Genomic DNA, 19,765 nt, shown 5'->3' on the forward strand with positions numbered 1-19,765 from the left:
CACTGATCGATTCGCGAGGGCAGGAGGCAGGATGGCAACGGCCACGAAGGCGCAGGCCAGGCGGTCTGCGTCGATGACGAGCACGGCAGGTGAGGCGGGCAAGCGCACGGTGCGCGGCGCCGCGGCGGCGAAGACCGCAAAAGACGTGCTCGACGGCAAGATGGCGTCGGCGAGGAAGACGGTCGCCAGAAATTCGAAGACTGCGCTCGACGGCGCCGCTGGTACGACCGGCGCTGCAGTCAAACGCTCTCTCAAACGTTCGGTCAAGCCGGGCGCGAAACCGGTTCGCTCGAAGGTCAACGGCGTACCGGTAACGCCCGACGCACAGGCGCTGCATGCCGTGCCCGCAGTGCAGCCCGATGGCGCCGCCGCGCCCGACGTGGCCGCAGAGAATCTGTCCGGTGCGTTCGGGCTTGATGTGCAGCGTCCCGACTACTGGGATCGCGCGTGCGCCGATCTCGTCAAGCGCGACCGCATTCTCAAGAAGCTGATTCCGAAGTTCGGCCCCGTGCATCTCTTGAGCAAGGACGATCCGTTCGTCACGCTCGCGCGCTCGGTGGTCGGCCAGCAGATCTCGACGGCGGCTGCGCAGGCGCTCTGGCAGCGCGTCGAGGATGCATGTCCGAAGCTCGCGCCGCAGCAGTTCCTCAAGCTCGGTCACGAGAAGCTGGCCGCGTGCGGGCTCTCGAAGCGCAAGGCGGAATACATTCTGGATCTCGCGCAGCACTTCGTGTCGGGCGCATTGCATGTCGGCAAGTGGACATCGATGGACGACGAGGAAGTCATCGCCGAGCTCACGCAGATTCGCGGCATCGGCCGTTGGACCGCGGAGATGTTCCTGATCTTCAACCTCGCGCGCCCGAATGTGCTGCCGCTCGACGACCTCAGCCTGATCCGCGCGATCAGCATCAACTATTTCAGCGGCGAGCCCGTCACGCGCAGCGAAGCCCGCGAAGTCGCGGCGAACTGGGAGCCGTGGCGTACTGTCGCGACATGGTATATGTGGCGCAGCCTTGAGCCTGCTTGAACTCCCAGCGGGGGAGACGTTGTTGCGCCCCCGGTTTGAAGGTATGAAGAAGGTGCTAGAGCAGTTAAGGGTTGGCTATCGCCATCTCTTAATTGATAGTTCTGCGCCGATTCCGACACTGGCAGTCGCGGTTAGAATACGCGCTGCCGGTAAGTGCAAGGATTCCAACACATGAAGACCACGTTTCTGGATTTCGAACAGCCGATCGCTGAACTCGAAGCAAAAATCGAAGAACTACGCTTCGTTCAGGACGATTCGGCCGTCGATATTTCGGAAGAGATCGACCGGCTCTCGAAGAAGAGCCAGCAGCTCACGAAGGACCTCTATGCGAACCTGAGCCCGTGGCAGGTCTCGCAGATCGCGCGCCATCCACAGCGACCGTATACGCTCGATTACATTCACGAGCTGTTCACCGATTTTCATGAACTGCACGGTGACCGCTCGTATGCGGACGACCTGTCGGTCGTCGGCGGTCTCGCTCGATTCAATGGCCAGGCCTGCATGATCATCGGCCATCAGAAGGGCCGTGACACGAAGGAGCGCGCCGCGCGCAACTTCGGCATGCCGCGTCCTGAAGGCTATCGCAAGGCCGAGCGCCTGATGCGCCTCGCCGAAAAATTCGGTCTGCCGATCTTCACGTTTGTCGATACCCCGGGCGCGTATCCGGGCATCGGCGCGGAAGAGCGCGGCCAATCGGAGGCGATCGGCCGCAATCTCTACGTGATGTCCGAACTGAAGACGCCGATCATCACGACGATCATCGGCGAAGGCGGTTCGGGCGGCGCGCTCGCGATTGCCGTGGCCGACACTGTGATGATGCTGCAGTTCTCGACCTACTCGGTCATTTCGCCGGAGGGTTGCGCGTCGATCCTGTGGAAGAGCGCCGCGAAGGCGCCCGAGGCCGCTGAAGCGCTCGGTCTGACCGCTCACCGCCTGAAGGCGCTCGGTCTCATCGACAAGATCGTGAACGAGCCGCTTGGCGGCGCGCATCGCGATCCGAAGGGCATGGCTGCGCTGCTGCGCCGCGCGCTCTCCGACTCGCTGCGCCAGTTCCAGGGCATGAGCATTGCCGACCTCAAGGAGCGTCGTCACGAGCGCTTGATGGCCTACGGCAAGTTCAAGGAAACGACGCCGGGCGCGTAAGCCTCGCGTCCCGGTTCCCGATCACCGGCGCAAGCGCGCCGTCAAACCGTGACTGCCCATTCAGACTCCGACGCCGGGCGCATCGTTCTCGATGCGCTCGGCGTTGCGCTTTCTACACGCCCGAACGACAGCCTGATCGCGATCGCGTATAGCGGCGGCCTCGATTCGTCCGTGCTGCTCGATGCTGCCGTGCGGCTGGCGGGCGCGTCTCGTTGTGTTGCGTTGCATGTGCATCACGGTCTGAGCCCGAATGCCGATGCGTGGCTCGCGCATTGTGCGGCGACGGCGAGTGCGCTCGGCGTGGCGTTCGACGCGCGGCGCGTCGAACTGGCGCCCGACAATCCCGCTGGCGTCGAGGCAGCGGCGCGCGAGGCGCGCTATGGCGCGCTCGGCGAGATGTGCGCGCCGCACGGCGCGCAATCGCTCTGGCTTGCGCAGCACGCCGACGATCAGGCGGAGACCGTGCTGCTGCAATTGCTGCGAGGGGCGGGGCTCGCGGGACTGGCGGCGATGGCGCCGGTGCGCGCGCCGGCTGGTGGCGTACCGCGCGTGCGGCCGCTTCTGCATGTGTTGCGCGTGCAACTGGAGGCGTATGCACACGCGCATGGCGTGCGCTGGATCGACGACGAATCGAACGCGGACACACGCTACGCTCGCAACGCATTGCGGCACGATGTGTTGCCCGCGTTGGCGGCGCAGTTTCCGGGTTATCGCGAGGCGCTTGCGCGTACGGCGGCGCATGCGGCGTCGGCGCAACGTTTGCTCGACGAGCTTGCGCAGATCGACCTTCGTGAACTCGCCGTTGGCGATGGCGTGCGTTCGATCTCGCACGAGAAACTCGTGGCACTCGACGACGATCGCGCGCTGAACGTGCTGCGCTTCTGGATGCGAGAAACCGGCTTGCCGGCGGCATCGAGCGCGCGTCTCGCGGATGCATTGCGCCAGCTGCGTGAGATCGCACGCGACGATGGCACGGGCGGCGATCACGCCCTGCGTGTCGATCACGCGGGACAGCGGCTGCGCTGCTATCGGGGAGAGGTTTTCTGGGGCATGGCGCGCGAACCGATGCCCACACACGCGGCGCGTGAGCCGGCCGAACTGGTCTGGCGCGGTCAGGAAATCTGGCGCTTGCCGCAGTGGCGCGGCACGTTCGTGTTCGCCCCCGCCGATGCGGCCGATCCCGACGCGGTGCCCGAAGTACTGCTCACGCGCGCGCCACTTGTCGCGCGGGAGCGCTCAGGTGGAGAGCGCGTGCGCGACGCGGCGGCGGACGTTAGCCGCACGCTCAAGCATCTGTTTCAGCGACACGGCGTTCCTGCTTGGGAGCGCGACGTGCCGCTGCTCTTCAGCGGCGAGACACTGTTGTTCGTGCCGCGCATCGGTGTGAATCGGGCGGCGTTTCCAGAATGCGAGGCGAACGCGTCCTCGCTGGCGTCGTGGCGGCGTATCGAATGGCGTGATGACTTGCAGATCGCCTGACGTCGGTAAATGGGCTTCTGTTCCGCTTCTTGCTTCTTGCCTCTTTTCTGCCTCACGCCCGGATGAAAGCAAAAAGGGCGTTATCACCGCGCCAATTTGTCCTCAGTCGACCGCAAATCCTTGCTGCGCAAGCGTTTTTTACCCGCCATCGGCCAGTTTTGGCTTGAAATTTCCGTATCGATCGGGTAGGTTAACTCGTTTGTCCAGCTCGCTTTTTCGCGTTCACGGGCGCTGCCAAAAGCGGCATGCAGTGAAGCCAAGGGCCAAGCAAAGTGCAACAGGCACAAGCAGGCACGAGCCAAGCGCAAACAGGCGCAACAGGCACAAGCAGGCACGGGCGAGCGCAAGCGGTTGCGATCTCCCCCTCGGCGGTTAAGTACCGCTCGCAGGGACGACATTGCGGCATGCGGGCAGGGGCACCGGAACAACTCTGGTGTCGGACAAATTCCGCGCGTGCTGCACGCGCTGCATGCAAGCGGTCGCCGGGGCCTTGGTAAGGTTAAGGCCGGACGGCGTCGCCGTTTTCAGTGCGCCAGCGCGGTAACATCTCCAGTTCAGAACGACAATGGCACTCATCGTACACAAATACGGCGGCACCTCGATGGGCTCGGTCGAGCGCATCAAGAACGTCGCCAAGCGCGTCGCCAAATGGCACAAGGCTGGCCACAAGATGGTCGTCGTGCCGTCGGCGATGTCCGGCGAAACCAACCGTCTGCTCGGTCTCGCGAAAGAAATTTCGCCGCAGCCGAGCCCGCGCGAACTCGACATGATCGCGTCGACCGGCGAGCAGGTCAGCGTCGGCCTTCTGTCGATCGCGCTGCAGGAAGCCGGCGTCGATGCCATCAGCTACACCGGCTGGCAAGTGCCGGTCAAAACCGACAGTGCGTTCACGAAGGCGCGCATCAGCGAAATCGACGGCGATCGCGTGCTCGCCGATCTCGACGAGGGCAAGGTCGTCGTGATCACGGGCTTCCAGGGCATCGATCCGGAAGGCCATATCACGACGCTCGGCCGCGGCGGTTCGGACACGTCGGCGGTCGCGGTGGCCGCGGCGCTGAAGGCCGACGAATGCCTCATCTACACGGATGTCGACGGCGTCTACACGACCGACCCGCGCGTGGTGGACGACGCGCGCCGGCTCGATCGCATCACGTTCGAAGAGATGCTGGAAATGGCCAGCCTCGGCTCGAAGGTGCTGCAGATCCGCTCGGTCGAATTCGCGGGCAAATATCAGGTGAAGACGCGCGTGCTCTCCAGCCTGACCGACCCGCTGATGCCGCTCGACGCGGAAATGTCCTCGGGCACCCTGATTACTTTTGAAGAAGACGACACCATGGAAAAGGCAGTCATTTCGGGCATCGCGTTCCAGCGCGACGAGGCTCGGATCATCGTGATGGGCGTTCCCGACAAGCCGGGCATCGCATATCAGATCCTCGGCCCGGTAGCCGAAGCGAACATCGATGTCGACATGATCATCCAGAACCAGAGCGTGGCCGGCAAGACCGATTTCACGTTCACGGTCGGCCGTGGCGATTACACGCGCGCGATGGACATCCTCACGAACCAGGTGAAGGGCCACGTGAACGCGGAACAGGTGCTGGGCGATCCGAAGGTGTCGAAGGTCTCGGTCGTCGGCGTGGGCATGCGCTCGCACGTGGGCGTCGCGAGCAAGATGTTCCGCACGCTTTCGGAAGAGGGCATCAACATCCAGATGATCTCGACCTCCGAAATCAAGATCTCGGTGCTGATCGACGAGAAGTACATGGAACTGGCCGTGCGCGCGCTGCACAAGGCGTTCGATCTGGAACACGCTTAAGTGTCGATGTGGGCGCGGGTGACAGGTCTCACGGCCTTTGGGACGCAGTAGGCGGTATTTGTTGCACGGTTTGTCGCAAGCATGTGAAATATCCGCGAAAAAGTGCGTCCCAAAAATTGACCTTAACTCGCGAACCCGCTATTATCTTGGCTTCGTCGCGCTGCCTCCCTGGCGCGAGCGAAATTTTCGGGAGACGTGGCCGAGAGGTCGAAGGCACTCCCCTGCTAAGGGAGCATCTGGGCCAAAACCTGGATCGAGGGTTCGAATCCCTCCGTCTCCGCCAGTAATGGCGGCGAAACCCCGCAAGTTTTCGGACTTGCGGGGTTTTTGTTTTTCGGTCAGGCAGTCCGTGCATGACTGGAACTTCAGGACTGCAGAGCGCACGGCAACGTTCTGTACCTCCGCAATTCTCGGCACTACGGCCAGGCGTGCGATGTTATGCTTCCTCGCGTCGCAAACGGACACTGACAGACAAAAGCGGACACAAGCGCGGGCGGCCTGGCCGCATGCTGCGAACTCCGTGCATCGAATATACCCATGCGTTCTGGGCCCTACCGACTGAACAACGCGCGGCAGTGTTACGAGACGTTACGGTGGTCCGCGCACATGCCGTTTGTGCATTAGTTCTTACAAACCTGAAATATGCCGCTCGCGAGCCTGCGCTATATTTCATGCAACAAAATCTTTTGCAGAAAGGTGACTCAATGAAGTTCCCACGTGTTTTAGCAATGCTCGTCGGAGGGCTGGCTATCGGAGCGTCGGGTGCGGCCGTGGCTGGCGTGAGCGTTGGCGTCAATATCGGCGTTCCAGCCCCGGTTTATGTCGCACCGGTGCCTGTCTACGCACCTCCTCCGCCACCGCCCGTCGTTTATCAGCCCGCGCCGGTTTATGCCGCGCCGGTCTATGGCGGGCCTGCCATCGTGATTGGCTGGCACGGTGACCGCTATTGGGATGGCCGCCGCTATTGGGGGCGCGACGACTGGTATCGCCATCACGGCCACGGATACGGTCATGAATACGGCCACGGCGGCCCTCCGGGACACGAGCACTGGCACTGAGCGTCACTCGTGCCGCAATTTGTGCCGCAAAAGAAAAGCCGCCCCCGAGGGGCGGCTTTTTCATGCCTTGCCGTTGCCTGCGCAACGAAGCGCGGGCGGTGCGAGTTATTCGTCGAGACCGGCCCTGACGCCGACCACGGCGTTAAAGCCACCATCGACGTGCAGGATCTCGGCGGTCACGCCGCCTGCGAGGTCCGAAAGCAGGAATGCGGTTGAATTGCCGACCTGTTCGATCGTCACATTACGCTGCAGCGGCGCGTTCGCCTCGACAAAGCCGAGAAGCTTGCCGAAGCTCTTGATGCCGCTCGCCGCGAGCGTCTTGATCGGGCCAGCCGAAATGCCGTTTACACGGATGCCCTTCGCGCCGAGCGACACCGCGAGGTAGCGCACGCTCGCTTCGAGCGAAGCCTTCGCGAGGCCCATCGTGTTGTAGTTCGGGATCGCGCGTTCGGCGCCGAGGTACGTGAGCGTGACGAGCGATGCGTTATCGGCGAGCATCGGCAGTGCCGCTTTCGCGAGCGCCGGGAAGCTGTAAGCCGAAATGTCGTGCGCGATGCGGAAGTTCTCGCGCGTCATGCCCTCGAGAAAATCGCCCGCGATTGCCTCGCGCGGCGCAAAACCGATCGAGTGAACGATGCCGTCGAGCGTGTCCCAGTGCTGCTTGAGATCGGTGAACAGGGCTTCGATTTGCGCGTCGTCCGCGACGTCGCAGGGAAACACCAGATTGCTGTCGAACTCGTTTGCGAATTCGACGATGCGGTCCTTGAAACGTTCGCCGACGTACGTGAACGCCAGCTCTGCGCCTTCGCGTCTGCAGGCCTGCGCGATGCCGTATGCAATCGAACGGTTCGACAGCAGGCCGGTCAGCAGGATGCGTTTGCCAGCGAGGAAGCCCATGGATTCTCCTAATCAGGTCAATGCGTCGCGCGCCTCCAAATGTCGCGCCGCGCGGTTTGGGTAGAATTCTCTCACAATTGACGCGGCACACTCGGCAAATCACTTATCCATGACAACAGGAACGCCCGCCAGGGCAACGCGCGCGCGGCGCGGGCACAGGGTTGCGACGTGGCTTTGCGCGTGGTCAAAGACGGGCGCGGCTTGCTGTGTGGCGCTTGCCTTGACACTCACGGCGATGCCGTTCGCCCACGCGGCTCACGCGATTGCGCAGTTCGGCGAACCGAAATACCCGCCCGACTTCAAGCACTTCGACTACGTGAACCCGGACGCGCCCAAGGGCGGCACGCTCGTGCTCGCGAATCCGGACCGCCTCACGAGCTTTGACAAGTTCAATCCGTTCACGATGCGCGGCAACGCGGCGCCGGGCCTCGGCCTGCTGTTCGAGAGCCTGACCACGGGAAGCATGGATGAGGTGGCGTCGGCGTACGGCCTGCTGGCCGACGACATCCGCATTGCACCCGATGGGATGTCGGTGACGTTCCACCTGAATCCGCGTGCACGGTTTTCGAATGGCGACGCCGTCACCGCAGCCGACGTCAAGTTTTCGCTCGATACGCTCAAAAGCCCGCAGGCCTCGCCGCCGGTACAGGCGGCGTACGCCGAAATCACCCGCGCGGTGGTGGTCGACCCGGCGACGATCCGCTTCGAGTTCCGCAACCGCAGCCGCGAACTGCCGCTGATCGCGGGCGGCATGCCCGTGTTCTCGCACAAGTGGGGATTGCGCGCTGACGGAACCCGCATCCCGTTCGACCAGCTTGCGTTCGAGGAGCCGATCGGCAGCGGGCCGTATGTGATCGAGCGTTATTCGACCGGCCGCACGATCACCTACAAGCTCGATCCGCGCTACTGGGGCGGGGACTTGCCGGTGCGCGTTGGCACGAACAACTTCGAGCGCATCACATACAAGCTCTATTCCGACGATGTGGCCCGTCTCGAAGCGTTCAAGGCCGGCGAGTACGACGTGCTCGTCGAATACATTGCGCGCAACTGGGTGCGGCGCGACGTCGGCAAGCGTTTCGACAGCGCCGAACTGATCAAGCGCGAGTTCCCGCATCACAACGGCACAGGCATGCAGGGATTCGTCATGAACCAGCGCAAGCCGCTGTTTCAGGACGTGCGTGTGCGTGCAGCGTTCGATCTCGCGCTCGATTTCCAGTGGCTCAACCGCATGCTGTTTTACGGTCAGTACAGGCGCCTCGACAGCTGGTTCGCGAATACGGACATGCAGGCGAGGGGGCTGCCGTCGCCGGGCGAGCTGGCGCTGCTCGATCCGTGGCGCGACGAACTCGATCCGGTGGTGTTCGGTCCGCTGCCGCTGCAGCCGAGCACCGATCCGCCCGGCTCGCTGCGGGCAAACCTGCTCAAGGCGCGCGAGCTGCTTGGTGAGGCGGGCTGGACGTATCGCGACGGCGCGCTGCGCAACGCACAGGGCCAGCCGTTCGTGTTCGAAGTGCTCGACGATACGAGTTCGTCGGCGTCGTGGGCGTCGGTCATGGCGCAGTACACGCAGGCGCTCGGTCGCCTTGGCATTCGCGTGAACTATCGCGCGGTGGATTTCGCGCTCTACCAGAAGCGGCTCGACGCCTTCGACTTCGACATGACGACTATCCGCTTTCCCGACTCGCAGGTGCCAGGGACGGAACTGATCGACCGCTTCGGCAGCAAGGCCGCGGGCGAACCTGGTTCGGGTAATTCCATTGGCCTGAAGTCGCCGGCCGTCGACGCGATCCTCAAGGCGCTGACGCAGGCGCAGACGCTCCCGCAACTGCTCGATGCCACGCATGCGCTCGACCGGGTGCTGATGCACGGCTACTATGTCGTACCGCAGTGGTACAACGCGACGCACCGCGTCGCGTTCCGCAACACGCTCGCGTACCCGGCGACGCTGCCGCGATACTACGGCGCAATCGACTGGATCATCACGACATGGTGGTTCAAGCCGCAACCGGGCACGACGCCCTGACGCGGTCTCGCTACGTTGCCCCAACCCACGGACGCCAGGACCATGTGGAGCTATATCGTCAAACGCCTGCTGCTGATGATCCCGACGCTGCTCGGCGTGCTCACGCTGACCTTCGCCGTGATCCAGTTCGTGCCGGGTGGCCCCGTCGAGCAGGCGGTCCGCGAGTTACGCCGCGGCGCGGAGCAGGGCATGCCGTTCGGCATGCGCGCACACTCCGGTGTCGACGCGCAGCAGGTCGCGCAGCTCAAAGCGCTCTACGGCTTCGACAAGCCGCCGCTCCAGCGCTATGTGCTGATGCTCGGGCGCTTCGCGCGTTTTGACCTCGGGCAGAGCTACTTTCATCACCAGAGCGTGTGGTCGCTGATCGTCTCGAAGCTGCCGGTGTCGATCAGCATCGGGCTCTGGACGTTCTTTTTCACGTACCTGATATCGGTGCCGTTGGGTATCGCGAAAGCGGTGCGCAACGGCTCGCGCTTCGACCTCGTGACGAGCCTGATCGTGCTGATCGGCTATGCGATTCCGGGCTTCGTGCTAGGTGTGCTGCTGCTCGTGCTGTTCGGCGGCGGCACGTTCCTGCAGTTGTTCCCGCTGCGCAATCTCACCTCCGACAACTGGGACACCTTGTCGTGGGGCGGCAAGATTCTCGACTACCTGTGGCATATCACGCTGCCCGTGACGGCGTCGGTGGTGGGCAGTTTCGCCGTGACCACGATGCTGACGAAAAACGCGTTTCTCGAAGAGATCCGCCGGCAATACGTGCTGACTGCCCGCGCGAAGGGGCTCGCTGAGCGCACCGTGCTCTGGAAGCACGTGTTCCGCAACGCGCTTTTACCACTCGTCGTGGGCTTTCCTGCAGCGTTTATCGGCGCGTTCTTTACTGGAAGCCTGCTGATCGAAACACTTTTTTCGCTCGATGGACTGGGGCTGCTCTCGTACGAGTCGGTGGTGCGGCGCGACTATCCGGTCGTGCTCGGCACGCTTTATCTCTTCACATTGATCGGACTGCTGACGAAACTGATCTCCGATCTCTGTTACGTGTGGGTCGATCCCCGCATCCAATTCGAACAACTGGAGCGCTGAGTTGAACCGAGTCCGCCCCAGCATCGACACCGATTCCGAACCGCGCACCGAGTCCGTGAAGGCCTTCCGGTCGCCCACGCCCGCACGGCGTGTGTGGTCGCGCTTCAGGCAGCAGCGGCTCGGCTACTGGAGCCTGATTGTGTTTCTCGTCGCGTTCGCGGCGAGCCTCGCAGCGCCGCTCTGGAGCAACGACAAGCCGCTCGCGGTGCGCTACGATGGCCATCTGTATTTCCCGCTCTTCAAGGACTACCCGGAGACCGTGTTCGGCGGCGACTTCCCGTCGCCCGCCGACTATCTCGATCCGTATATTCGCCACCGGTTCGACACGCCCGGCAATTTTGCGATCTATCCGCCGAATCCGTACTACTACGACACGCTCAACTACTTCGCAAAGGTGCCGAACCCGGCGCCGCCGTCGCGGCAGAACTGGCTCGGCACGGACCAGAACGGCCGCGACCTGTTTGCGCGGCTCGTCTACGGCTTTCGTGTGTCGGTGGAATTCGGGCTAGTGCTCACCGCCATCGGCACGATTCTCGGGGTGCTGGCGGGGGCGGTGCAGGGGTACTTCGGTGGCAGGGTCGATATCGTCGGGCAGCGGCTCATCGAAATCTGGAGCGCGATGCCGGAGCTTTATCTGCTCATCATTTTTGCCTCGATCTTCGAGCCCGGCTTCATCCTGCTGATCGTGTTGCTGTCACTCTTCGGCTGGATCGGGCTCTCCGATTACGTGCGGGCCGAATTCCTGCGCAACCGCAACCAGGACTACGTGCTTGCCGCACGCGCGATGGGCCTGTCGAACTGGCAGATCATCTGGCGCCACGTCCTGCCTAACAGCCTTACGCCCGTTATCACGTTCCTTCCGTTCCGCATGAGCGGCTCGATCCTTGCGTTGACGAGCCTCGATTTTCTCGGCCTTGGCGTACCGCCGCCGACGCCGAGCCTCGGCGAACTGCTCGCCCAGGGCAAGGGCAATCTGGACGCGTGGTGGATCTCGATGTCGACGTTCGGCGTGCTGGTCGTCACGCTCCTTTTGCTTACGTTCATGGGCGACGCGCTGCGCAATGCACTGGACACGCGCATTTCCGACGCGATGAAAGCGGGAGGCAACCAGTGAGCGCGCAACAACTGGCAGGCACTGCGCCGCTGCTCGAAATCGAACGCCTTTCCGTGCGCTTCGGGGAGACGCTCGCCGTCGATGACGTCTCGCTCGCCATCGGGCGTGGCGAACGCGTCGCTCTGGTCGGCGAATCAGGCTCAGGCAAGACCGTGACGGCGCTCGCCGTATTGCGCCTCTTGCGCGATGCGCAGGTGACAGGGACGATCCGGCTCGACGGTGAGGATCTGCTCGCGAAGAGCGAGCGTGCGATGCGAGGCCTGCGCGGCAGCGACATCGCGATGATCTTCCAGGAGCCGATGACGGCGCTTAATCCGCTCTACACGATCGGCGAGCAGATCGCAGAGACGATCGTGCTGCATGACGGCGTGTCGAAGAAGGAGGCCTACGAACGCGCCGTGGGGCTCCTCGAGCGCACGGGCATCCCGGAGCCGCGCCGGCGCATTCTGAACTATCCGCATCAACTGTCGGGCGGCCAGCGTCAGCGCGTGATGATCGCGATGGCGCTCGCGTGCCGGCCGCGCCTGTTGCTCGCCGATGAACCCACCACGGCGCTCGACGTGACGATCCGCGGCCAGATCGTCGAATTGCTGCTCGAACTGCAGCGCGACGAAGCCGCACGCGGCGGCATGTCGGTGCTGCTGATTACCCACGACCTCAATCTCGTGCGCCGCTTCGCGCAGCGCGTGGCGGTGATGGAGCAGGGCAAGCTCGTGGAGACGGGGAGCGTCGAGCAGATTTTCGCGTCGCCGCAACATCCGTACACGCAGCGGCTGATCGCGAGCCGCCCGGTGCGCAATGTGCTGCCGGTGCTGCCGCTTGCACCGGTGCTGCTCGAGGCGAAAGACGTCGTCGTCGATTTCCCGACGAAGCTGACCGGCTTCAGGGGTTGGTGGCACAAGGGGCATTTTCGGGCGGTCGATACCGCAAGCTTGTCGGTGCGGCAGGGCGAGACGCTTGGGATCGTCGGCGAATCGGGGTCGGGAAAGACGACGCTCGCGATGGCAATGTTGGGCCTGCAACGAACCGCCGCAGGCCAGGTCGAGTTTCAGGGCAAGCCGGTCAAGAGCTATCAGGGGCGCGAGAAGCTCTCGTTGCGCTCGCATCTGCAGGTGGTCTTTCAGGACCCGTTCAGTTCGCTTTCGCCGCGGCAGACTATCGAACGCATCGTCGGCGAAGGGCTTGCGCTGCATCGGCCGGATCTCGCCAGCGAGGAGCGCAGGAAGCGCATCGTTGCGACGTTGCGCGAAGTCGGACTCGACCGCACGGCATTGCAGCGTTACCCGCACGAGTTCTCGGGCGGGCAGCGCCAGCGTATCGCCATTGCGCGGACGCTCGTGCTGGAGCCGCGGGTGATCGTGCTTGACGAGCCGACCAGCGCGCTCGACGTGTCGATCCAGCAGCAGGTATTGCGTTTGCTCACAGATTTGCAGCGCAGGTACAACCTGGGCTACGTGTTCATCAGCCACGACCTCGAGGTGATCGGCGCGATGGCACACCGCGTGGCGGTGATGCAGAACGGTGCGATCGTCGAGGCGGGTGACGTAGGAAAAATCTTCGACGACCCGACCCATCCTTACACGCGCAAGCTATTGAAAGCGGCCTTGGCGCGATGACAGTAAAAAAACCTTCATCAATGGTGCTCGCATCGTGATTGTATTTTTCTATTTGTTTTGACACACAAATACTTACTGGCTAGTATCGACCAAACTTTTCACTAACCTCCTGATTCGTGGGCATTTTCTACCGAACGATGCGGCACCGATACTTGACCCAGGCATGCACGCGCGTCGTCGCCGGGATGTTCATCGGCGTACTGATGGCCGCTGCTCCCGGCGCGTTCGCCGACGAAGCGAGCAGCTTTAGCCAGAATGCCACCTATTCGCCGAACAACGCGGCGAATTCCCAAGGTTCACAACTCGCCAATGCGCAGTCCACCGACCAGGCGGCTCCGGCCCCGGCGGAAAGCAGCGCTAGATCGTTCCTGTCCGGCATGGCCGGCAAGGCAGGCGACGTGGTTGTGGGCGCTCTCAACATGATCGGCGTCCGTTATCGCTGGGGCGGCAACACCCCGGATTCGGGCCTCGACTGCAGCGGCTTCGTGCGCTACGTGTTCCGTGACACGCTCGGCATGTCGCTGCCGCGCAGTGCGGTGGAAATGAGCCGCGTCGGCGAAAAGGTCAGCATGAGCAACCTCAAGCCGGGCGACCTCGTGTTCTTCAACACGATGCGCCGCACGTTCTCGCACGTCGGCATCTATATCGGTGACAACAAATTCGTGCATTCGCCGTCTACCGGCAGCACGATTCGCGTCGACGATCTCGATGACGGCTACTGGGAAAAACGCTTCACCGGCGCGCGCCGCGTTGAAGCGTCGTTTACGCCGCAACAGCAGCAGGACCTGAGGCAGCGCGTGAGCGTTCAGCTCAACGGTACTTCCGGTAGCAACTGAGCCCCGCCTTCAGGCTTACCCCCCGCCTTCAGGCGATTCCAGGCAGTTTCGGGCCAATAAAATGCCTGCTTGATTCAAGCAGGCATTTTTCATTGGCGGGCCGCAGCGCGCATCACCTCACGCGGTCGCGACGCGGGCCGCAGCCAGCTTGCGCTCCAGCTCCGGCATCATTTTCGCCACGGCTTCTTCGCCCGCGAGAATGGCCGCGTTGCGCTGGCCGAAGTCGCTGCCCGCCATCGCGTTCAGGGCTGGCCGGATCACGACATCGGCATATTTGTCGAGCTCGTAGGTCTTGATCGACTGGCCCATGATCGTGAAAGTCTGCATCAGCACGCCGAACTGGCTATCCGTCGCGGCCGTTTCCGGGCGCGCCGAGATATCCACCGCGATCACGAAGTCGGCCCCCATCTTGCGCGCGAACGCAGCCGGGACCGGGCTCACGAGGCCGCCGTCGACGTATTCGCGTCCGCCGATCTTCACGGGGTCGAATATCGACGGCAGGCTGCACGACGCGCGCACCGCGACGCCAGTGTTGCCGCGCTGGAACAGGATCGGCTGACCGTTATGGAGGTCGGTGGCGACGATGCCGAGAGGTATCGTCATTTTCTCGATCGGACGGTCGCGCAGGGTGGTGTTCAGATAATTCTGCAGCGCGACGCCACGCAGGAAGCCGCGCGTGCTGAAGGGCATGGCCCAGTCGCTGATCGACGCTTCATCCATCGTCAGGGCGAGTTTGTTGATCGCGAAACCATTCATGCCCGAGGCGTAGAGCGCTGCGACCACCGAGCCCGCGCTCGTCCCCGCAACCAGATCGACTTTGATGTTGCGCGCTTCAAGTGCCTTGATCACGCCGATGTGCGCGAAGCCGCGCGCGGCGCCGCCTCCAAGCGCGAGGCCGACACGGATCGGGCGAACCGGTTTCGCGACGGGCGGTGGCGGGGTGGTCGTCGCGGCGACGGGCGGCGTGACCTTTGCGGTTTCAACGCGCGCTGTCGTGCAGGCGGCGAGGGCAGTGGACGCAGCCGCGAGCGTAAAGCTGCGACGGCTCAAAGAGGGCGATGACGACTTCAAACGGGTTCTCCAACCGGCGCGTGGCGGATCGTCGTTGCGACGCGCAATCTCAGGTCACGCGCTGCACACGGTCCGTGCGCCGCAGTCTGGTCGCGCGGGCGGCCTCTGGCGCTCCCGTGCGGCGCCGTGCGACGGATGCGGCGCGCCGACATCATACGGCAAAGCCGGGCGTGTTTTTGAGATGTGCGTGTAACGCGATGTGTCAGCGGGTTTCAGCGCGTTTCGCGGGCAGGTTGGCGGTTTCGATATGCGCACACGGTGCGGAGGCGAGGACGTCGTTGCCGGGCTTGCGAGGCGCCTGCGCGCGGCGAGCCCAAGGGCAATGCCCCTGCGGCGGGTATAATCCGGTCTCGAATTTTCCCGGTTTTTCGTCCGCCCGGGCGTTGTGCCCGGCGCTTTGCGCACGCGCCGCGCCGGCTGCGAACCCCTGCCGTCCGTCGCTGACCGAACTCGCGCGGCGGCACCGTCTTTCGAGTAATCGCCCATGACCACGACTCCCGTCCGTACCCGTTTTGCGCCGAGCCCGACCGGCTTCATCCACCTCGGCAACATCCGCTCCGCGCTTTATCCCTGGGCCTTCGCGCGCCACAACAAGGGCGTTTTCGTGCTGCGGATCGAGGACACCGATGTCGAGCGCTCCACGTCCGAATCGGTCGACGCGATCATCGAGGGCATGGCATGGCTTGGCCTCGATTTCGACGAGGGCCCCTTCTACCAGATGCAGCGCATGGACCGTTACCGCGAAGTGCTCAAGCAGATGACCGAGCAAGGCCTCGTGTACCCGTGCTACATGTCGACGGAAGAACTCGATGCGCTGCGCGAGCGTCAGCGTGCCGCGGGCGAGAAGCCGCGTTACGACGGTACGTGGCGCCCCGAGCCGGGCAAGGTCCTGCCGACGCCGCCCGAAGGCGTGCAGCCCGTGATGCGCTTTCGCAATCCGCTGACGGGCGTGGTGGCGTGGGACGACGCCGTGAAGGGCCGCGTCGAGATTTCGAACGAAGAACTCGATGATCTCGTGATCGCGCGCCCGGACGGCACGCCGACGTACAACTTCTGCGTCGTGGTCGACGACCTCGATATGAAGATCACCCACGTTATCCGCGGCGATGACCACGTGAACAACACGCCGCGCCAGATCAACATCCTGCGCGCGCTCGGTGGCGAGCCGCCCGTCTACGCGCATCTGCCGACCGTGCTAAACGAGCAGGGCGAGAAGATGAGCAAGCGCCACGGCGCGATGAGCGTGATGGGCTATCGCGATTCCGGCTATTTGCCCGAAGCGGTGCTGAACTATCTCGCGCGCCTCGGCTGGTCGCATGGCGATGCCGAAGTGTTCACGTGCGAGCAGTTCGTCGAGTGGTTCGACCTCGATCACCTCGGCAAGTCACCGGCGCAGTACGACCAGAACAAGCTCGACTGGCTCAATAACCACTACCTGAAAGAAGCCGACAGTGCGCGTCTCGCGGAACTCGCGAAGCCTTTCTTCACAGCGCTCGGTATCGATGACGCGACGCTCGCGAACGGGCCGTCGCTCGAAGGCGTGATTGTGCTTCTGAAGGACCGGGCGAACACGATCAAGGAGATCGCAGAGAGCGCACAAATGTTCTACTGCGAGCCGCAGCCCGAAGCCGATGCGCTCGCACAGCACGTCACCGACGCCGTGCGTCCGGCGCTCGTCGAACTCGCTGCTGCATTCAGGAATGTCGAGTGGACGAAGGCGGAAATCTCGGCGACGCTGAAGGCGACGCTTGCCGCGCACAAGCTGAAGATGCCGCAACTGGCGATGCCAGTGCGTCTCTTCGTGGCCGGCACGACGCACACGCCTGCGATTGACGCCGTGCTCGCACTGTTCGGTCGCGACGTGGTGGTGAGTCGCATCGAGCAGGGCCTCGCGAAGTCAGCGTGATTTTTTTAAAGATTTTTTGCCCCGGCCCTAGCGCTGGGGCATGAGTTCTTGTAGTATTCGGGCTCCGTTGAAAACGGAGCGTGAACAGGCAGCAACGTTCACTGCAGAGCGGCTGGAACGGGCAACGAAGTTTCAAATACGTTGCAGAAAACGATCCAAAGGCTCTTTACAAGAGCGAGTTTGCTGTTTATAATCTCGCTTCTGTTCTGCAAGGGGGTATAGCTCAGCTGGGAGAGCGCTTGCATGGCATGCAAGAGGTCAGCGGTTCGATCCCGCTTACCTCCACCAAAAAGTAGAACGGCGCAGAGTAGAAGTTTCTCCGCGAGAGCGGTTGTGAAGATAAAAAATCTTCACAAAATGCAGGAAAATAGTTATAATGTTGTTCTTCGCTGTTGATTGATTTTGATGGCGAGCGTGGCAAAAAGAGCAGTAACTGTAGCAAGGCATTATCTGAAAAGATTATGTCCCCTTCGTCTAGAGGCCTAGGACATCACCCTTTCACGGTGAGTACAGGGGTTCGAATCCCCTAGGGGACGCCAGACATGAGCGTCGTCGATTAGATCGTAATGATGTCGATGAGGCAGCAGGTGGGAATCAACCGACGCCCGGCTGTGTATGTCGAACTGGAGCGGTAGTTCAGTTGGTTAGAATACCGGCCTGTCACGCCGGGGGTCGCGGGTTCGAGTCCCGTCCGCTCCGCCAGATGAAGCCCGTTCAGGCTATAACTTGAGCGGGCTTTTTAGTTAAAGTTGTGTAGGCGTAAGCCTGTGTTGTCCCCTTCGTCTAGAGGCCTAGGACATCACCCTTTCACGGTGAGTACAGGGGTTCGAATCCCCTAGGGGACGCCAAAATTCGAGCGGCGCCATGCAGTACGGCGACGCAGCCAGCGGGAATCGACCGACGCCCGAAGGTAGAAGCAGGACTGGAGCGGTAGTTCAGTCGGTTAGAATACCGGCCTGTCACGCCGGGGGTCGCGGGTTCGAGTCCCGTCCGCTCCGCCAGACGAACGAAGCCCACTGAAATTATTCAGTGGGCTTTTTTCTTTTGTGCCGCCGTTGTCTTGCCGTTGCCCTGCTGTGCCCCTTCGCCCGGCAGTACGGACAAACGGCCATTGTCGGCGCGCGCGCGGTATCGTAGCGTAGTCGAGACTTTCCGATCCTCGCTGGCGCATTCCATGTTTGCTCCGAACGATATCCCTTCGCGTTTCCAGCTGCGCCACGCCACCATGGACGACTTCGAGTTCGCCGAGGCGCTAACGCGCAACAACATGGGGGGCTACTATCGGCGACATCATCTCATCTGGCGGGGCGATCTTTTTCTCGCGAGCTACCGCGAATCGGAGAATTTCATTCTCGAACTCGATCGCGAGGCGATTGGCGTTTTGCGCATCACCGAAGAGGGCGATTCGCTGCACATTCGCGACGTCCAGATTGCCGAGGGCTATCGCGGTCACGGCGCCGGGACTTTCCTGCTCGACATGTCGCATCGCTGGGCGCGTGAGCGCGGGCTGCGCGAATTGCAGTTGCGCGTGTTCGTCGACAATCCGGCTGCGCGACTCTATCTGCGTATGGGCTATCGCGTCGCGGGGCCGAGGCTGGCCAGGCTCGGCTCGATACGGCACATGACGCGGCCGGTCTGAGCGCGTTTCATGCGCACTTTACACGCGTTTTACGTTGCCTCGCCGATCTCGTCGGCTTTGTCGCGCGTGGTGTCCATCGAATCGCGCAGCACCGAATCTTCATTCGTTTCGTCGGCCCGATCGCCCGTGCCCCGCGCAATGAAGGCGCGTGGACTCTCACCCACCGCCCGCCGGAACATCGCCGAAAAAGCGCTCTGGCTTTGATAGCCGAGCTCGTGCGCCACGATCGCCATCGGCTTGCCCTGATTGAGCAGCGGAATCGCACGTGCGAGCAGTGCCTGCTGGCGCCACTGCGAAAAGCTCACACCCAGCTCCTGGCGAAACAGGCGCGCGATCGTACGCGTGCTCGCACCGACGTGCGCAGCCCAGTATTCGAGCGAGCCGGGCCCGGCGGGATCGGCGAGCAGCGCCTCGCACAGCGAGCGCAGGCGCTTTTCCTCCGGCATCGGCACGGAGAGCGGCAGCGGCGCGGAGCGCGTGATTTCGTCGAGCGCGAGCGCACCGAGTAACCGTTCGCGCACCGGAGCGATGTCGCGCTCGTCGAAGGATGCGATCGTCTCGCGCAGCAGGCCGGACACTTCGACCACACGACAAGCGTCGAGTCCAGGAGGCACCACGGTTTCGTCGACGTAGAGCGTGCGCAGGAACGCGTCCTCGACGATCTGCACTTCGTGCGTCACATAAGGCGGAACCCAGATCGCCCGTGAGGGCGGGACCATCCAGGAGGTGCCGGGCGTCGTCATGCGCAGCACGCCGCGCGACGCATACGCGAGCTGCGCCCACGCGTGCGTGTGCTGCGAGATTCGCACACCGGCGGCCATCGGGCGCGAGCGCACACGTACGGGATGCGCAGGCGTGGGCTCGAACTCCGGGGGAATATCGGCGAATTCCGCAGTGGGAACGACGGGCATCAGCGGTTGCAGGGACATGGGGCGGAACGCGAAGCGCGGCGAGTGACGTTGGCGGTTCGCGGACATTTTAGGCGCAATCGCTCGGGCAGCGTTGGCGCGCTGCGTTGACTTGCCGGGGGCGCGCAATGGTTTATCGACAGGCATAATGC

Annotated in this window: 15 protein-coding genes and 6 tRNA genes; 18 read left to right on the top strand and 3 right to left on the bottom strand. The window is 63.1% G+C overall.

The genetic code is table 11. The features are described 5' to 3' along the window. Positions 1–31 precede the first annotated feature (31 nt). The 6 genes from D1Y85_RS07100 (at position 32) to D1Y85_RS07125 (ending at position 6,523) form a co-directional block, all read left to right on the top strand. Entirely contained in the window at positions 32–1,027 is a 996-nt protein-coding gene (locus tag D1Y85_RS07100) for a DNA-3-methyladenine glycosylase family protein (RefSeq protein WP_124150348.1), read from the top strand. A 171-nt stretch (positions 1,028–1,198) separates the two neighbouring features. Then, positions 1,199–2,170, top strand: coding sequence for an acetyl-CoA carboxylase carboxyltransferase subunit alpha (locus tag D1Y85_RS07105; protein ID WP_124150349.1), 972 nt, complete (start codon positions 1,199–1,201; stop codon positions 2,168–2,170). A gap of 48 nt (positions 2,171–2,218) precedes the next feature. Further along, entirely contained in the window at positions 2,219–3,649 is a 1,431-nt protein-coding gene (gene tilS, locus D1Y85_RS07110; protein WP_124150350.1) for a tRNA lysidine(34) synthetase TilS, read from the top strand. A 565-nt stretch (positions 3,650–4,214) separates the two neighbouring features. After that, complete coding sequence (locus tag D1Y85_RS07115) at positions 4,215–5,465, top strand: aspartate kinase (protein ID WP_124150351.1); 1,251 nt, start codon at positions 4,215–4,217, stop codon at positions 5,463–5,465. 189 nt (positions 5,466–5,654) lie between these two features. Further along, positions 5,655–5,748, top strand: a tRNA-Ser gene (locus tag D1Y85_RS07120). Between the two features lie 421 nt (positions 5,749–6,169). Next, complete coding sequence (locus D1Y85_RS07125) at positions 6,170–6,523, top strand: hypothetical protein (RefSeq protein ID WP_124150352.1); 354 nt, start codon at positions 6,170–6,172, stop codon at positions 6,521–6,523. Positions 6,524–6,628: 105 nt separating this feature from the next. On the opposite strand, the gene fabI is transcribed toward D1Y85_RS07125, so the two are convergent. Next, positions 6,629–7,420 (bottom strand): enoyl-ACP reductase FabI, encoded by a 792-nt coding sequence (gene fabI / locus D1Y85_RS07130; RefSeq protein WP_124150353.1) that lies wholly within the window; start codon positions 7,418–7,420, stop codon positions 6,629–6,631. A gap of 109 nt (positions 7,421–7,529) precedes the next feature. Here fabI and D1Y85_RS07135 point away from each other — a divergent pair, with 109 nt between their 5' ends. The 5 genes from D1Y85_RS07135 (at position 7,530) to D1Y85_RS07155 (ending at position 14,089) form a co-directional block, all read left to right on the top strand. Beyond that, positions 7,530–9,443, top strand: a complete 1,914-nt coding sequence (locus D1Y85_RS07135; RefSeq protein WP_124150354.1) for an extracellular solute-binding protein — start codon at positions 7,530–7,532, stop codon at positions 9,441–9,443. A gap of 42 nt (positions 9,444–9,485) precedes the next feature. Next, a complete protein-coding gene (locus D1Y85_RS07140; RefSeq protein WP_124150355.1) occupies positions 9,486–10,523 on the top strand; it encodes a microcin C ABC transporter permease YejB in 1,038 nt (345 codons plus the stop codon). Between the two features lies 1 nt (position 10,524). Next, complete coding sequence (locus D1Y85_RS07145; RefSeq protein WP_124150356.1) at positions 10,525–11,637, top strand: ABC transporter permease; 1,113 nt, start codon at positions 10,525–10,527, stop codon at positions 11,635–11,637. Then, positions 11,634–13,253, top strand: a complete 1,620-nt coding sequence (locus D1Y85_RS07150; protein WP_124150357.1) for an ABC transporter ATP-binding protein — start codon at positions 11,634–11,636, stop codon at positions 13,251–13,253. The genes D1Y85_RS07145 and D1Y85_RS07150 overlap by 4 nt, the downstream gene beginning before the upstream one ends. Before the next feature lie 137 nt (positions 13,254–13,390). Beyond that, positions 13,391–14,089 carry a C40 family peptidase gene (locus D1Y85_RS07155; protein WP_124150358.1) on the top strand — a complete coding sequence of 233 codons (699 nt, stop codon included), beginning with the start codon at positions 13,391–13,393 and terminating at the stop codon, positions 14,087–14,089. A gap of 117 nt (positions 14,090–14,206) precedes the next feature. Here the strand turns inward: D1Y85_RS07155 and D1Y85_RS07160 are convergent, their stop codons facing one another. Next, positions 14,207–15,160 (bottom strand): patatin-like phospholipase family protein, encoded by a 954-nt coding sequence (locus D1Y85_RS07160; RefSeq protein WP_124150359.1) that lies wholly within the window; start codon positions 15,158–15,160, stop codon positions 14,207–14,209. A gap of 484 nt (positions 15,161–15,644) precedes the next feature. On the opposite strand from D1Y85_RS07160, the gene gltX reads away from it, so the two are divergent. The 7 genes from gltX (at position 15,645) to D1Y85_RS07195 (ending at position 18,705) form a co-directional block, all read left to right on the top strand. Further along, entirely contained in the window at positions 15,645–17,066 is a 1,422-nt protein-coding gene (gene gltX / locus D1Y85_RS07165; RefSeq protein ID WP_124150360.1) for a glutamate--tRNA ligase, read from the top strand. A gap of 212 nt (positions 17,067–17,278) precedes the next feature. Then, positions 17,279–17,354, top strand: a tRNA-Ala gene (locus D1Y85_RS07170). 175 nt (positions 17,355–17,529) lie between these two features. Further along, positions 17,530–17,605, top strand: a tRNA-Glu gene (locus tag D1Y85_RS07175). 86 nt (positions 17,606–17,691) lie between these two features. Continuing rightward, a tRNA-Asp gene (locus D1Y85_RS07180) sits at positions 17,692–17,768 on the top strand. A 70-nt stretch (positions 17,769–17,838) separates the two neighbouring features. Then, positions 17,839–17,914 (top strand) — tRNA-Glu (locus tag D1Y85_RS07185). A 76-nt stretch (positions 17,915–17,990) separates the two neighbouring features. Further along, a tRNA-Asp gene (locus D1Y85_RS07190) sits at positions 17,991–18,067 on the top strand. Positions 18,068–18,240: 173 nt separating this feature from the next. Then, entirely contained in the window at positions 18,241–18,705 is a 465-nt protein-coding gene (locus D1Y85_RS07195) for a GNAT family N-acetyltransferase (RefSeq protein ID WP_124150361.1), read from the top strand. Positions 18,706–18,734: 29 nt separating this feature from the next. Here the strand turns inward: D1Y85_RS07195 and D1Y85_RS07200 are convergent, their stop codons facing one another. Next, a complete protein-coding gene (locus tag D1Y85_RS07200; protein WP_185218920.1) occupies positions 18,735–19,634 on the bottom strand; it encodes an AraC family transcriptional regulator in 900 nt (299 codons plus the stop codon). Positions 19,635–19,765 lie beyond the last annotated feature (131 nt).

This window comes from Paraburkholderia dinghuensis (genome assembly GCF_003837865.1).
In the GTDB taxonomy this organism is placed as follows: domain Bacteria; phylum Pseudomonadota; class Gammaproteobacteria; order Burkholderiales; family Burkholderiaceae; genus Paraburkholderia; species Paraburkholderia dinghuensis.